The sequence below is a fragment of the Otariodibacter sp. genome (assembly GCF_029256985.1).
GTDB lineage: Bacteria > Pseudomonadota > Gammaproteobacteria > Enterobacterales > Pasteurellaceae > Otariodibacter.
In genome coordinates this window covers 1-15,171 of record NZ_JARIDQ010000089.1, presented here as the reverse complement: position 1 = coordinate 15,171, position 15,171 = coordinate 1, and the positions used below count along the sequence as shown (strand labels likewise).

13 protein-coding genes and 1 tRNA gene are annotated in these 15,171 nt (G+C 36.3%); all 14 read right to left on the bottom strand.

The window, feature by feature from the left end; all coding sequences use genetic code 11:
- Positions 1–295: thiamine pyrophosphate-binding protein (locus tag Q1J40_RS09045; protein WP_301099856.1), on the bottom strand; the 295-nt coding region annotated here is incomplete at its 3' end.
- A gap of 586 nt (positions 296–881) precedes the next feature.
- Positions 882–1,610 (bottom strand): M48 family metallopeptidase, encoded by a 729-nt coding sequence (locus Q1J40_RS09040; RefSeq protein WP_301099855.1) that lies wholly within the window; start codon positions 1,608–1,610, stop codon positions 882–884.
- Positions 1,611–1,613: 3 nt separating this feature from the next.
- Positions 1,614–4,811 carry a type I restriction endonuclease subunit R gene (locus Q1J40_RS09035; protein ID WP_301099854.1) on the bottom strand — a complete coding sequence of 1,066 codons (3,198 nt, stop codon included), beginning with the start codon at positions 4,809–4,811 and terminating at the stop codon, positions 1,614–1,616.
- Between the two features lie 329 nt (positions 4,812–5,140).
- On the bottom strand, positions 5,141–5,890 hold the full coding sequence (qatD, locus tag Q1J40_RS09030) for a Qat anti-phage system TatD family nuclease QatD (RefSeq protein WP_301099853.1): 750 nt from the start codon (positions 5,888–5,890) through the stop codon (positions 5,141–5,143).
- Positions 5,887–7,167, bottom strand: a complete 1,281-nt coding sequence (gene qatC / locus Q1J40_RS09025) for a Qat anti-phage system QueC-like protein QatC (protein WP_301099851.1) — start codon at positions 7,165–7,167, stop codon at positions 5,887–5,889. Before qatC ends, qatD begins: the two co-directional genes overlap by 4 nt.
- On the bottom strand, positions 7,164–8,012 hold the full coding sequence (gene qatB, locus Q1J40_RS09020; protein WP_301099850.1) for a Qat anti-phage system associated protein QatB: 849 nt from the start codon (positions 8,010–8,012) through the stop codon (positions 7,164–7,166). The genes qatC and qatB overlap by 4 nt, the downstream gene beginning before the upstream one ends.
- Complete coding sequence (locus tag Q1J40_RS09015) at positions 8,012–9,877, bottom strand: KAP family P-loop NTPase fold protein (protein WP_301099849.1); 1,866 nt, start codon at positions 9,875–9,877, stop codon at positions 8,012–8,014. Before Q1J40_RS09015 ends, qatB begins: the two co-directional genes overlap by 1 nt.
- Before the next feature lie 11 nt (positions 9,878–9,888).
- Positions 9,889–10,122, bottom strand: coding sequence for a DUF2188 domain-containing protein (locus Q1J40_RS09010; RefSeq protein WP_301099848.1), 234 nt, complete (start codon positions 10,120–10,122; stop codon positions 9,889–9,891).
- A gap of 2 nt (positions 10,123–10,124) precedes the next feature.
- Positions 10,125–11,384 (bottom strand): restriction endonuclease subunit S, encoded by a 1,260-nt coding sequence (locus tag Q1J40_RS09005; protein WP_301099847.1) that lies wholly within the window; start codon positions 11,382–11,384, stop codon positions 10,125–10,127.
- A gap of 70 nt (positions 11,385–11,454) precedes the next feature.
- Positions 11,455–12,309, bottom strand: coding sequence for a DNA damage-inducible protein D (dinD, locus tag Q1J40_RS09000; RefSeq protein WP_301099846.1), 855 nt, complete (start codon positions 12,307–12,309; stop codon positions 11,455–11,457).
- Positions 12,287–12,568 carry a hypothetical protein gene (locus Q1J40_RS08995; protein ID WP_301099845.1) on the bottom strand — a complete coding sequence of 94 codons (282 nt, stop codon included), beginning with the start codon at positions 12,566–12,568 and terminating at the stop codon, positions 12,287–12,289. The genes dinD and Q1J40_RS08995 overlap by 23 nt, the downstream gene beginning before the upstream one ends.
- Positions 12,565–14,139, bottom strand: a complete 1,575-nt coding sequence (locus Q1J40_RS08990) for a type I restriction-modification system subunit M (RefSeq protein ID WP_301099844.1) — start codon at positions 14,137–14,139, stop codon at positions 12,565–12,567. Before Q1J40_RS08990 ends, Q1J40_RS08995 begins: the two co-directional genes overlap by 4 nt.
- A 10-nt stretch (positions 14,140–14,149) precedes the next feature.
- Positions 14,150–14,716, bottom strand: a complete 567-nt coding sequence (locus Q1J40_RS08985; RefSeq protein ID WP_301099843.1) for a restriction endonuclease subunit S — start codon at positions 14,714–14,716, stop codon at positions 14,150–14,152.
- A 339-nt stretch (positions 14,717–15,055) separates the two neighbouring features.
- A tRNA-Val gene (locus tag Q1J40_RS08980) sits at positions 15,056–15,131 on the bottom strand.
- Between the last annotated feature and the right edge of the window lie 40 nt (positions 15,132–15,171).

Below are 15,171 nucleotides of genomic sequence, written 5' to 3'. Positions count from 1 at the left end.
TGACAACCATAGGTACTTGGTTTTTATATGCAGTAAATAGATTGCCTAATCCATTACCCATACCAGCTGCGGAGTGAACATTAATAAAACTTGGGCGTCCAGTTGCTCGTGCATCACCATCTGCCATCGCAATGGCTGAGGCTTCTTGTAACGCTAAAACATAGTCAAAATCGTCTGGCCAATCGCCTAAAAATGCAAGTTCTGTTGAACCTGGGTTTCCATAAACTCTTTTTATCCCAAGATCACGTAACATTTGAATAACAACATCACGAACTGTTAATTGATTAGATGACATAATTTCCTCCTGCATAATTATTAAAAATTTATATTCAATGAATTAATAGAAGAATGTCTTATATAAGATATGGCATTTTTCCTAAAAGAACTCTTCATTAATTCATTCTTCCAGGCATAGTTATATTGTTACAAACCATGTCAGTAAGTATTGTTTACTCAACTGATTCCAATCATACAACTTTTATAAAAAATCACATAAAATAAATATGTATATAAACTTTTTAATTTTAGTAAATAATTAAGAAAATATAGCTAGAAATATTTAAAAAAAGACAAGAAAAACTGTTCAACAACTAAGGATATCAAAGGTTATTAAATAAGCGGTAAGATTGGACGAATATTTTTCACATATTATAAAGCCATCTCACAAGTTAATTCTTATGAGATGGCTAATTTATAGGTTACATAATATCGACTTTACATCAACCAACCTAGGAATAAGGATAGTGTAACTACCCCACCTAATGAAGATACAAGTAATGTTGCACCAGATACTGCCATTATCCAACCTATAATAAAATGAATTAGTTATACAGAAACAGGTATAAATAAAGTGATGTCTGTATCAATAAAAATCTAGATTTTCATGACATGCTCAATTCGAGCATATGCTTTATTTTCTTCCACTCTGGCATAATAGACTCCAGAAGTTTATAAAAATCAGGACTATGATTATAATATTTTAAATGACAGAGCTCGTGTATCACAACATAATCAATACACTCTTTTGGTGCTTTAACTAAATCTACATTAAGCGTCATTGTCCCCTTATGGGAAAGACTCCCCCACCTTGTTTTCATACGTCGAATTGATAAATTAGGTTTAGTAGATATCCCCTGTCTACTAAATTTATCCCAACAACGATGCACACTTTCGCTAAATTGAAATCGTGCTTTTTCCATATACCATGCATTTAATAATTTTTTTGCCACTTCAGGGGTTGGATGGCCTTCGCAAGTGATATAAAAAAAACCTCGTGATAATTTAACAGTATTTTTCTTACCCTCTATTAATTTTAAGCGATATTGCTTTCCAAGATAACGATGTGTTTCACCATTAACATAACAACGCACTGAAACTCGGGGATTAAATTGTTCAAAATACTTTAATTGCCTAATAATCCAGCGAGCTCTTTTTCTAACCTTTGTTTCTATATCAACTAACTTCGACTGCTCTGGTGCTTTAACTATAACCTTACCATTAGGATGAACCGCAATTTCCATCGTTTTTCTATTACTATACTGTAATAAAAAATCAATTTTTTTCTGTCCAGAATTGATGAAATAGTAATGGCTACGATTAGATATCTCCATAATTTATTGATTCCTATATCGTGCTACCTGCATTACTTTGTCAATAATTTCATCCATGTGATCAAGTGATAAATTAATGTTCCTTTTTATCTTAATTTCATCGTAAAGATAATCATCAATTTCATTAATCGCTTGTTTCTGTGCATCCTCATCATCCCAAAACTGAACTTTTTGGTTTTTATTTAAAACAGTATCAATCATAATAGCCAAATCTGCTGTGACACTTTCTAAGTCTTCCTCATTTAATTCATACTGTTCAAAAAAAGGTCTTACCACACCAAAATAAGCCATTGCATTCTCATTGCCTGATAACGTATCTGGTATATTGTCATGTACTTTATCAACCACATTATTACGAATACTAATAACAGTGTTCAAATAATCCAAATCTGAAATTCTTTTTTCTTTAAAATCTTCTATAGCTTTTTGGATTAATTTTGAGAATTTTTCATAAAATGCAGGATCTTCATCCATCTTTTCACTAAGAACTTTTTTAGTAGCATGGGCAATAGTATCCGCCTTCGCACTTGTTTTTTTCTGTGCCTGATAAATACCTTGCTCTTCTTTAAGCTGATTAAATAGCTGATTATTAAAAATATTAACAGGCTCATTAAGTTGTAGCACTTCGTCAGCCTGAATGTGCGTATCTAGTAATTTTTTAATCTTTGGCTCGTAATCACGATAATTAATGGCATCTGCATATCGGTATTTGACAGAAACTTTAAGTAATTGGAATTTTTTCAAATCAGATTTGTACTTAGACAATAATGCCTCATCCGTCTCAGCTAAAAATTTTTCCGAAGATAGAGCAATCGCCAATGTTTTTGCAAATATGGCAAGACGCTCATAGAAATCCTCTCGTAGATTTTCATCAGCCAACAAAACCTCATAAGCCTCTTCATCATGAGCATGTTTAACTGTTTTAAAAATATCACACAGATAGGAATAACGCTCTGGTAATTTCTTAATCTCACTATCAATGGAAGTGAGAGTGCCATCCAAATCAGATTCATCAAATCCATCAAATGCATTATACATAGTAAGAGCTTTATCTAACTCACCAAGTACACTGGCATAGTCAATAATAAAACCAAATTCTTTACCCTCATAAAGACGGTTAACTCGAGCAATCGCTTGCAGCAAAGTATGTTCTTTTAATCTTCTGCATAAATAAAGTACTGCATTTCGTGGTGCATCGAATCCTGTAAGAAGCTTATCAACCACAATCAGAATTTCAGGATCACTTCCATATTTAAATTGATTGATAATTTGCTTAGTGTACTCATCTTCACTACCGTAGCGTCTCATCATCTTCTGCCAGAATTTGACAACTTCATCCGTTGCTTCATCATCAACCTCATCAAATCCTTCTCGCATATCTGGTGGAGAAATAACAACTTCTGAACTGACCATCCCTATCTCATTCAAATAGGTATGATACTTCAATGCTGACGCCTTATTCGGTGCAACTAACTGAGCCTTAAACCCAGTACCTTGCCAATTACTACGAAAATGTTCACTAATATCAAACGTACGCATATAAATTACTTGATCAGCTTTATTCAGCATTTCTGCTCGTGCATATTTACGCTTCAAATCTGCTTTTTGCTTCTTACTCAATCCCTGAGTATGTCGCTCAAACCATAAATCAACCGCATTCTGATTCTGAGCCATCTCTACATGTCGCCCTTCATAAAGTAAAGGAACAACAGCACCATCCTCTACAGCCTGCTTAATAGAATAATGTGGCTTTACTAACCCTCCAAACTTAATAAAATTATTTTTTTCTTTCTTTAAAAGGGGAGTACCAGTAAATCCTAAATAGCAGGCATTTGGGAACATCTCTCGCATTCGTGCAGAAAAAGAACCAAACTGAGTACGATGACTTTCATCCACTAAAATAAAAATATCTGATGAATCATCCTTATATTTATTTACTCCATACGCTTTATCAAATTTATGTATAAGCGTTGTAATAATTCCCGATTTCTTCTCACTAATTAGTTCCAACAAATTACGTCCTGAGGTCGCTCTCTTCGGCTCAAGCCCACAGTCTACAAAAGTATCACGCAATTGCTTATCAAGATCATCACGATCGGTAACTAACACAACTCGGGGATTTACAATCTTTGAATCTAAAACTAAATTACGTGCCAACATCACCATAGTTAGAGATTTACCAGAGCCTTGCGTATGCCAAATTATGCCCCCCTTACGAACACTATTGCTATCAAACTGCTTAATTCGTCTCATTGTTGATTGAATAACGAAATATTGTTGATAACGAGCGATCTTTCTAATCCCTGCATCAAAAACGGTAAATTTCCAAGCCAATTCGAGCAAACGTTCTGGACGACAAAGCGAAAATAACGCCTTATCCTGATTAGTAACCAAACGCATCTCATCTAGTTTCGTTGAAAATTGATTAAAAACAGCGGTAATTTTGGCAACAACAGCTTTATCAAGCGGCTGATTAACAATCATCTCAAGCTTTGTAAATTCAGATTCACCAACCTCCATTTTCGGCTCTTTCCATACTCCCCAGAATTTTGCTGCAGTACCAGTGGTCGCATACATCGCAGAATTTTTATTCAACGCCAACACCAATTGACTATAAACGAAAAGCCTCGGTATATAATCATCATTTTGATTCCTGATTGATTGAGAAACTGCTTGCTCTACTTCAACATGTGGTGCTTTACACTCAATTACACAAAATGGAATACCATTCACAAATAGCACAATATCAGGTCGGATAGTCTCCATTGAACGAGAACGTTCTAAGCTATATTCAACCGTAACATGAAATACATTACGAGCAGGATTACGCCAATCAATATAATTTAAATTAAAACTTTTCAAATCACCCTCAATCGGCTGCTCTAATGCGACACCCAAAGTGATTAAATCATAAACTGCTTCATTAGTTCTAATCAGCCCGTCATATCTAACATTTTTTAATTTCTCAAGTGCAGACTGAATATTCTCCTCACTAAAAAGATATTCACCCCCTTTATAATAAATTCGATTTATCTCCTTAAGCTGATTTCGTAAGATATTCTCCAACAAAATATTCGACATTCGCCCTTGACGCTCTATTAAAGCTTCTTCTGGTGTTAAAAATTCAAAACCCAAAGTAATCAAAAGCTGTAAAGCTGGGAGCTGAGAAATATATTTTTCATTCATATCGAAATCATTCATGGTATAATCTCCAACTTATTTCAATAGGTTTTAATCCTTGAGACAATATCTTCAGTAATATAATAGGCATATCTAAAAGGTTCATAATTATAATGTCTAGCTTATATCCAAAATTCTGTGATAAACCAAGTAATTTTTATTAGCACTATTTATTTTCCTAGTATAACTATCAATACACAATGAACTTTCACAAAACCTATAATATAAGCCTATTTCATTAAATATATAGTTACGATTTAATATTCAAAAATAAAATATTATATTTTACTTTAAGTACAGATAGTTAGTAATACACAAGAATTATTCAATTCTTTGATAAAACGAAGTCTTTACTTATAGTTATACTCTTTCTTAATCGATAAAATAGTCTCTAAATTCGATAGAAAAATGTTCTTCACATTATCAGCATTCTTGTCCCACAGTATCTCTATTTCTTGACAAACATTAATAGCCTCCCAAGGCATAATAGGTTTGCCGTTAACATTTGCGAAAGGACCGTCTGATTCAGGTAAAAGCAACTCTAAAGGAATCCTTGAAACAAGATCTTTCCCTTTTTTACTTTTTAACATCTGTGAATTGACACTAAAGTAACACCCCAGTCCTATTGCTTCCCTTAACTCAGTGATCGTTCCCGAAAACCAATGAAGAATTGGAGTGCCACAATTTGGGTATTTCCTAATAATCGATAATACGGTGGGAACAGCTGCTCTAGAATGAATACTGATAACTCTCCCTCCTACTTTTTCACATTCGCATAGGGTACTATCAAAAATTATTTTTTGTTTTTCAAACGTATTTGAATATCTTGCTGATCCATCAATCCCAACTTCTCCGATAAAAACAGCCTTATGAATCAAACTTAATAATAGATCTAACTCATCAAACTTCCGATCAGCGACTTCAGGATGCAAACCGAGAGCAACCATAATGTTATTATATTCCTTGAATACATGTGAAGTTGCTAGCCATGCCTTTGGACTAGTTGTAACAGCAAGTGTAAAATGGTTCTCTTTATTTACCCGTTCTAGGATATTAAGAGAGTCTGGATATAAATCAAGATGTGTATGCAAGTCTATCATATTACTTTTTCCCTCAATAATAGCTCTCTAATCTCACCAAGCCCTCTTGAAAAAACATCCTCAAATTTAACTCTGTTTTGCTCTTCTGCAAAAGATAGGTGCCCTGAAATCAATCGGTTAATACCAGATTGCTCGGCAACTAAACATGCATTAGCGGCAGCACCTACATCATCGGGATTTCCATGATTTATTCGTTCTAAGTGCTCTGCATAATAGCCTCCTAACGTTTTATCAATTTTTCCCCAGTATTGAAATGCTGCTCTCCTAACCAAGCAAGGAACACATCTGCCACAATGTTGCATTTTATATACTCGATATTTCCCACAACTGACAGATTGGAAAACCAATTTCTCCAAAAGTTGTTGATTTTTACATTCTGTCAGTACCTCTCCTTTTGTTTTGAACTGATAAGGCATCACAATATTTAAATTAATCCCAACTTTATTCCAAATATTCTGAATTCCTTGCAGGTAAATGGGATGAGTGGTCTTAGTACTAAAGCTACCCATTCGACCTGAATTTAAAGGTATATTCAAACTTATAAACCCATTTTCAGGAACGTATATATTAGTTGATAAGTTGAACTTTTGTTCAATAGCAGAGGAGGCCAATGCTGCAAAGGCAAAGAAAATGATCGAACGCCCCCTCGTCGAACCTTCAGATTCTCCTTTCGGAGGATGAATATTATGGTTCCATTGAAAATGTGGGCTCTCTGGTCTGATTTTTTTTGCATAGTCTCTTTGTATATCTGCATCCCCCCTAACAACTTGTGATACAAATATTGGTTTGTGATTGTCAGCCACTATATCTATTGCCCCTACTAGACTATCAATACCCCCAGATAACAAAGAAACACAGTTGGAATCGAATTGTTTCAATTTTTTCGCTCTTGGCGGAGTAACACCATCGCCTTTGAAAGTAAGATACCAAAAATCACCAGTAAGAAATCTCAGTGTTTTTTCAAGATGCTGCTTTATTGGCTCCCAAATATGTGGATTACATAGGTGTATCGTTAAATCAATTTGCCTAGTCCAACCATCGGCACTATTTTTTCTTGTCAGCGAATTATCAGCAGCAGCGACCGACAAAGCAATTGTATTAAAATCCCATATGTTCTCTGAAGGCCGTAGTCCTGCTCTTTGTATATCTCTTATCAAAGTTGAACCAAAATAACCAACATTATCCCTTCTAGGATTTGAGTATACTGAGAAATATTTTATATCTTCCACAATCTGTTGCGGGATAAGCTTTTCTGGAGCACAAACGACCTTTCTCATACACCCTCCTCGAATACTTCAAAAGTGATTTTGATGGCAGATTGAAGCAGAGAATTTATCTCTGTCTTTGTAGGGTTTGATGTACCCTTTCTCAGCTCCTGTATCTGTGCCGAAATTTCTGATTTTAAATAATCCCGCATATCATTCATTCTAGAAACAGCTTCTCTTGGAGAATATTTATCACTTTCAAATAATTGACCAATATCTAGATTGATTCGATTGAACGCCTCGTTGGCCATGAACAGTTCTATCACGGTCCAAATGCTGTCGTTATTCATATTGAGCAAGTCTACATCGGGATTAATCGTCAAAAAGTCTGACATCGCCTGAGCCATGGAATCTCGGCAAGACTCTTCATCAAGGCTGCCTCCTGCTGATATCACTTGCTCTATGATTTCATCGGTAACCTCATGTGCTGAAAGATTCTTCGAGGTAAGCTGGTTTACCCAATCCCTGACTTTGATGTCTTCACTGTCACGAACACCTTGAAGGAAATTGAATAGCCCTGCACCGGCAGATGTTGATGTTCGCATTCGACTGGCAAGTTTGGATGCTCCTCCCATACCTTTTCGGGAATAACTTCCCAATGCTTTCCTTAGAGACACTCGATTGCCACTGCTTACATACTCTCCAAGGTGCCGTCGTGCATTGCCAAATCGCCTATGAGGAGCAATCTCAGCAGATTGTGTATCAGGTCTGTTTTGCTGGGGATTTTGCTCTGACTGGGCAGAACCACCGGAAATCATCTCCAATGGCGACCCTATATCTGTAGCAACAGTATTTAACCAAGGGGGATCAAATTGAACTCCACCTTTAGGCCCTGAGCTTGATGAAGACGTTCCCATTAATTTTTTCTCCTAGATATATTGATAGCTTTCTTTACAGTTATTGGCGTGTTGTCATCACGCTTCCAGCTCTCCAACAACTCCTTTGCCCATTTTTCGTTGAGTAATTGAGGTATCAATTGTACAGGTCTTTTCCCAGCGGGGATTTCATCAAGCATAGCAACAAAAGAACTGCTTAATTCAGGAAATGCCTTGGGCAGATGTAATGTTTGCATAATAACCTCAAAGCTCCATTCCTTGTTTCTGGCTCGCCGTTTCATTCTAGTCAATATCTTTTCTGACTCAATCAATCCAATCTGTTTGATTGTATTGATGAGTGCTTGCATAATGCTTTTGGTCTCACAAAGGGCTGACAATAGCTCTCGACCATCAGAAGAAAGCTCATCAAAACTGGCAAGAGATATTGCTTTGTCTCGACTCAAATAGAGCAGCGGTCGCAAATCGATGTCAGACAGCGGTGGGCTCAACTTCAACCAATCTGAAATAAACGGAGTTTCCCACGACTTATCTGGAAATTTGAGTTCTTCAGCTTTGGCAACTTTTTCTTCAAGCTCCTGAAGAAATTTCGGTTTGCCGTCTTCACTTTCGCCTACTTGCTTGGCAAGATATTCAAATGCTACAGCCGGAGCACACCTTTCAAATAGTTGCAGTTTAACCAACTCTTCAAAGGAAACGCTCATCTCTTGAGCTTTAGCAACTGATTGTCTAATAGTGAGGTTATTCAAAAATCTCTTGATAAGCCTCGGATTACCTGCGATATGATCTGAGGTAGCCATGATATTGGCAAGTTGGTCTGCTAAATCGATTTGATTGGCAAGTTTTACAGCAGCATCACCATAAGCGTCTTCAATGACCTTTTTAGTTAGACCACCAGCCCATGACTTTTTCATAGCACTAATAATTGCATTGTGGCCTTGATCTTTCTCTTCTTGTGTGATTTGATCACGACGTTTAGCGAGATCAGCCAAAAGTAAAATTAGATATCCCTTGACCTCATTGGCTCCTAGACGAGGAACCCTGAGCGGAATCTGGATCAGCTTATCGAAGTAACTCGTTATAAGCTCATCATTAAGATCACTATTACCAAAGTGAGATTTGACAGCATTGCGGATCATCTGCTCATCAGCAGCAATGATGAATGCTGTTTGGGGAATAAATAACAACAATCTCATAGCCTCAAGTGTCGAGATTGCTGTATTAGGCAAACATCGATCAAGATCATCAACTAAAACAACTAAAGTCAATTCAAGTTTTTCCAGCAGCTCCTGAAATAATGCTCTTAGGGCCGCAATTTCTTTCGGTACCGATTTTTCTTCTTTATTATTAATTAGTTTTCTTAGATCAGGAGCGATCTGATTGTAAGAATCTTTGAGCTCACTTAGATCCTCCTGACTCGGCATTCCGTTTTGATCAAACAAGCCACTAACCGCACCAATGAAAGAACCAACTGGCCCTGCGACCGCTCCGCCGGTGATGATTCCAGTAGCAACTGGAGCCATGAATTTCGCAGTTCTCAGCCAATTGATACGCTTAATAAACTCCTTAGCTTTGTCGATGCAGGTTTCACGAGACTCCGACTCTTCCATTATTTTGTCAGCGACTTTTTGGAGAAGTGCCATGCGAGCATCATCGTAGCCTTGATAAAGCCAAGCATTGAAATTGATGAAGATGTAGTTTTTCCCATCATCAAGACTTTTCAGGGATTCGCCGATCATCTGAACAAGCGAGGATTTGCCGACCCCCCAACTTCCTGAAACTCCAATAGAGACAGGCTCACCATTGCTGTCTTTAATCATTTGGGCTGCTACATCAGCAATTACTTTAAAATTTAGAAGATCTTGAGTTGTTTCAATATCATTCCACATAAAAGTGTTCCTTATTTCTTATCTTTTGGTGGATACGGATCATTACCATAGCTGTTACCCGCACGGATTTTCCCATCTCTACCATGAATTTTAGTATCTGACTTTTGGTTTCTTGCGATACTTTCTGCTTTCGCAATAGCCTCAGCTTGAGTTCGGGTAATTTTAGTTGCTTTACTGTTGCCCTCACCTTTTACCGCCCATCCATCTGGATGTGGGACAACATGTTGATCATTTCTTTTAGACATATTTATTCCCCCTTATATTGATTAATAATTTCTGGTTTTACTCGCCACTTTCCAGTGAGCATTTTTTGCATCAAACCACGTTTTTGGGTTTTGTATTTTTCAGCAAGCTGTTTTAATAGATTAATTTCTTGTTGAACAAATGATAGCATTTCAACAATTTTTTTCTGTTCCTCAAAAGGTGGAAGCAAAATTTTAAGTGAACTAACTTCACTTGTTTTGATAGATGGAAAACCATCGCCTTGAATCAATCGATTAGGATGATATTTCATAAGGTAATACATAAGAAAATCTTCGTGAATATTACTGCTAGGTATAAGAGCACATAAGTGGGAAACTATAAATGATGGCTCTTTAAGCTTGCATACTCTTGCCTGAAGAGCGGACATACCACTTTTTGCAAAAAGAATTGTCCCAGGCTTAAACAAAGTCATTTTTAGCTCATGTCCTTTAGTTTTAGTAATATATTCAGTTTGAACTGAATCTGATCTACCTAGCAATAAATCAAGAGAACTAACCCGAATAAAAGGAAATCCTGAATTAGTAAAAATAGATAAGTCTTGTGGTGCTGATTGCCCAGTTGTTACTTTACAAACTTCCCCTAATTTCACCTTTTTCCATTCATTATTTCCTGTTTTATGGGATGGTTCAGACATCAACGTTAGCAATAACCATTTGAATTGTTTTTCTTTTACTTTAATCAGCATTTCAGTTCTCTCGATAGCTTGATCCCAAGTAGAAAGCAGATCAGTAATGGCCTTTTGTTCAGGTAACGGAGGAAGTAAAAATAAATATTTTTTAAAATCCTTGGTTGTGAAGCTTGCTTGATTAACTGCTGGTTTAGTTATAGTTGTAATATACCAGTTATATCTATCCATTTGAGTAATAAGGAAAAGGAATTCTCCAAGTATATTTTTATTGGGGATTAACCTTAAAATATTCGTTGTATAAATACAATCTCGCCCAATATCATTTCTGAAAATACAAGTTTTTCCTATTTGAGAGATACTATTAATAAAATTAACAAGAATATCACCATTTTTTAAAATATAAGAACTGGTATTAGCCCCTTCAGGATCGAGCTCATACCAAAATTTGAGATTTTCAAATACTGGATATTTAATGCCAATATTACATGAACGAAGTACAGGAATACCTATATCAGTTTCTGATAATAAGCGTGAAAGTCCACTCCTCATTGAGCTTACACAATGATTCAATGTTGTTTCTTTCCAGTTAAATGGAATTTTCTGTAACTGCTTCATTGTTGGCTCTCCATTAACTCATCGAATACTTTTAAAATTACCATTATCAGTTTTTCTCCACACTCTTATGTTACTTTCTCTTAAGCTTTTTCTGCGAGTTGATTTGTTTCTCTACTTTCTTTAAGTCCTCATCTGGCGTTGGTAAATTTTCTGGCATGGTTCCACCTAACTCTTTAATAGTTTGACGTACTTTTTTACCAACCTCATAATGGGTATTATTGGCTTTATCTTTTCCTTGAATATTTTCACGACGAAGCTTTTCTTCAGTTTGCGTTGCGCGAAATAGATTAGCAGCTAACTCCGTGCTTCCCATATTATCAAGAATCTGCTGGTTCTTTTTCAGACCTTTATGAGCATGAATGCCTTTAGCATCTAATCCACCATAAAGTCCTTGGTAGCCATGATTCTGAAAGATTGCAAAATCCAAGTTAGATTCTATCCCTGCTTTCTGAGCTGCTTCTACTAACTTCTTATTATGTTCTTTCATTTCACGACGTAAAAATAGCCTTTTTTCATTCTCTTGCAGTCGCTGAAAACTTTCATCATCCGCCAATTCTTGTCGACGAGTCTGCATAGCAAAATAGGTTTGTCCATTAGCAATAACTGGTTTTAAAGGATCACCATTTTGAACTATAAGATAGCAAGCATAACGGGAAAGTGCATAGGATTCCATTCTACGCTCAGCACCAGAACCAAGGGGAACCATCTCGTGCATCTCCACGAAATGGTTATCTACAATCTGCCCACTATTTGCACAGGCTTTTTGTGCTTTATTAATAACTGGTAAAAAATTTCGATATTCGGAATAATCAAGAATTTTAGCTAATTGTCTTGCCATCCAAAATTCAGTTCCATTTTTATCTAATTGCTTGATACTCTCAAAAGTTTGGTGATGCTTTATTTCAATATTTGTATGTTTCATCATTGATATTCTCTTTGTTTCTCTCAGAAGCAATTTGAACCATTTTCGTGACGCCACGAAAATGGTTATCGACTAACCCACCAGCTGTTTCACAAGCAATGGATGCTTTTTGAATAACCTTACTAAAATTCTCCCACCGTTCATATCCAAGCACAGCCATAATATCTCTGGCATACCAGAATTCTATTGCTTCATCAGGTGTCTGATAGACAAGTTCATTAAATGAGGTTGTAAGTTTAGTGATTACGCTCTGATCCATCATTCATTTCCTTGGTTAATTTGTTGTAGTTTCATGGCCATTTTTGCTCGCACTTCGCTCAATTCTTTTTCTAATTGGTCGATCTCCTTTTGTACTTCATCAATATCGATTTCCTCTTCTTCTTCAAAAGTATCAACATAACGAGGAATATTAAGGTTAAAATCATTTTCTTGGACTTCATCAAATGATGCAACGTAGGCATATTTTGCTATCTCTTTACGTGCGTGATAGGTTTGTAGAATTTTTTCTATATGCTCATCTGAGAGTGTGTTCTGATTTTTACCAGAAATAAATTCGTGGCTAGCATCGACAAAGAAAATGTCTTTACATTCTTCACGAGGCCCCCCTTTTTCACGGGAACGGTCGAATACCAGAATAGCTACTGGAATATTAGTGCTTGGAAATAGATTACCCGGAAGACCTATCACTGCATCCAAAAGATTTTCTTCAATCATCTTCTGACGGATACGACCTTCAGCTGCACCTCGGAATAGCACGCCATGTGGTACAACTACAGAAACTCGCCCTTGTTTTTCAAGTGCAACTTCTAGCATATGGCTAATAAAAGCCCAATCGCCTTTACTCTTAGGCGGAACGCCACGCCAAAAACGGTTGTATTGATCGTTTGCAGCATCCTCTGCACCCCATTTATCCAGAGAGAATGGAGGGTTAGCCACAACACAATTAAATTTCATCAGGTGGTCTTTTTCAACAAGTAATGGACTATTTAAAGTATCACCCCATTCAATACGAGCACTATCAAAGCTATGAAGAAACATATTCATGCGACAAAGGGCCCAAGTGCTACCATTAGACTCTTGCCCAAAAAGTGCAAAATCTCGTCCCCCTACTTGTAATGCTGATTGAATAAGTAAACCTCCAGATCCACAAGTAGGATCACAAATTCGATCACCTGATTTTGGGCCAGCAAGTTTTGCAACTAATTCTGATACTTTTAGTGGAGTAAAGAATTCCCCTGCTTTTTTACCTGAATCTGAGGCAAAACGCTCAATGAGATAGATATAGGTATTACCAATCACATCCTCAGATACTCGGCTAGGACGCATATCTAATTGAGGCTTATGAAAGTCTTCTAGTAATTGCTTAAGTCGACGATTACGATCTTTTGTCTTACCAAGATTTGCTTCGCTATTAAAATCAATATTACGGAATACGCCATCTAACTTACTCTTATTACTTTCCTCAATATGATCAAGCACAATATTAATTAACTCACCAATATTAGCGAAGTCACGGCGTTCATAAAGACTGTAATAAGTAGCCGGAAATTCATCTAAAAGGTTATCAACACCAGCTTTCTCATCTCTCTCTACCAGTCTGATGATAGGAAGAACAAATCGCTCTCTATCGAGTTTACGTCGAATACGTACATCATCATCTCCATACTGATTTTTATAGTTATCATAATGATCTTGCCAAACATCTGAAATGTACTTCAAAAATAGCATCACTAATATATAATCTTTGTACTGTGCTGGGTCAACAACACCACGGAAGGTATCGCATGCGGCCCATGCTGCATTATTTACATCTTTTTGATCAATTTTATTCATAGTTTTTCCTTTAAAAATTTGAAATGCCTTTTACTACTTGTGTAAGTAACCCTGATATATAACATTTACGTCGTTCAGCTAATGCTGACAATAAAATTTGTTCACGAGCCGATAAATCTGCTAACTCTACTATATGTTTTTGCTTTTCCAAGCTAGGCAAAGCTATAGGTAAATCCTCAAGTGCCTGTTTGCTAATCATTGTTTGTACAGTACCTTCGGATCTGCTGGCGAGAAATATTTGTGCATCACGCTGACCTATGTACCAATTAAGATATTCTGGCAATATTTTATCTTCCTTAGTTACTCTGATTATAAATAGCGGCGCAGCAATCACCGCTTTATCAAGATCTGCCAATAAAATTGCAGAGGTATTATTATTACTACGGGATCTGAAAATTAAATCACCTCTTTTAACAAAATGATTCTCTTTTATCGTATCCATATCTACTTGTAGTAAATCATTACAATCTACAATATTATCTTCACCAAGGTCTTTCATTTGAATAACAGTGATCGTTCCCTTTTCTGAACTTTCCAACCGTGATCTAAACGAATATCCCATTTGTATGCTTGCCACTGTCTCCAGCTTTGTTATTGGCACCTTCATTAAACACAACCTCAATATGTAGTAACGTTATTTCTGAGTATTGTAGATATAGAAAATATACATGTCAATATATTTTACATGAACAATGTTACTGTATTTTATGTTTTATTAACAAGCTAAATATAAATATTTTTTAAACCCTTATACCAAAATATCATAAAATTTATCAGAATATGAATAAGATAGAGAAATGATAAGCTTGATTGTAAGGGGAAAAATATCGATTTTTTATTTGCTCAAATGAACAAAATATACATTGAAGGTAGATTTAGAGGAAGTTTATCTTTGTCGTTTATAAGGAAAAAAAAATGGTGGGCGATACCGGTCTCGAACCAGTGACCCCCTCCTTGTAAGGGAGGTGCTCTCCCAACTGAGCTAATCGCCCGAATGATAACACTAAGGTTATGATCGGCTGATTTAAGTCT

Coding starts and splice junctions, on each gene's coding strand:
- Q1J40_RS09040 (WP_301099855.1), bottom strand. CDS start 1,610: ATGGAGATATCTAATCGTAGCCATTACTATTTCATCAATTCTGGACAG.
- Q1J40_RS09035 (WP_301099854.1), bottom strand. CDS start 4,811: ATGAATGATTTCGATATGAATGAAAAATATATTTCTCAGCTCCCAGCT.
- qatD (WP_301099853.1), bottom strand. CDS start 5,890: ATGATAGACTTGCATACACATCTTGATTTATATCCAGACTCTCTTAAT.
- qatC (WP_301099851.1), bottom strand. CDS start 7,167: ATGAGAAAGGTCGTTTGTGCTCCAGAAAAGCTTATCCCGCAACAGATT.
- qatB (WP_301099850.1), bottom strand. CDS start 8,012: ATGGGAACGTCTTCATCAAGCTCAGGGCCTAAAGGTGGAGTTCAATTT.
- Q1J40_RS09015 (WP_301099849.1), bottom strand. CDS start 9,877: ATGTGGAATGATATTGAAACAACTCAAGATCTTCTAAATTTTAAAGTA.
- Q1J40_RS09010 (WP_301099848.1), bottom strand. CDS start 10,122: ATGTCTAAAAGAAATGATCAACATGTTGTCCCACATCCAGATGGATGG.
- Q1J40_RS09005 (WP_301099847.1), bottom strand. CDS start 11,384: ATGAAGCAGTTACAGAAAATTCCATTTAACTGGAAAGAAACAACATTG.
- dinD (WP_301099846.1), bottom strand. CDS start 12,309: ATGATGAAACATACAAATATTGAAATAAAGCATCACCAAACTTTTGAG.
- Q1J40_RS08995 (WP_301099845.1), bottom strand. CDS start 12,568: ATGATGGATCAGAGCGTAATCACTAAACTTACAACCTCATTTAATGAA.
- Q1J40_RS08990 (WP_301099844.1), bottom strand. CDS start 14,139: ATGAATAAAATTGATCAAAAAGATGTAAATAATGCAGCATGGGCCGCA.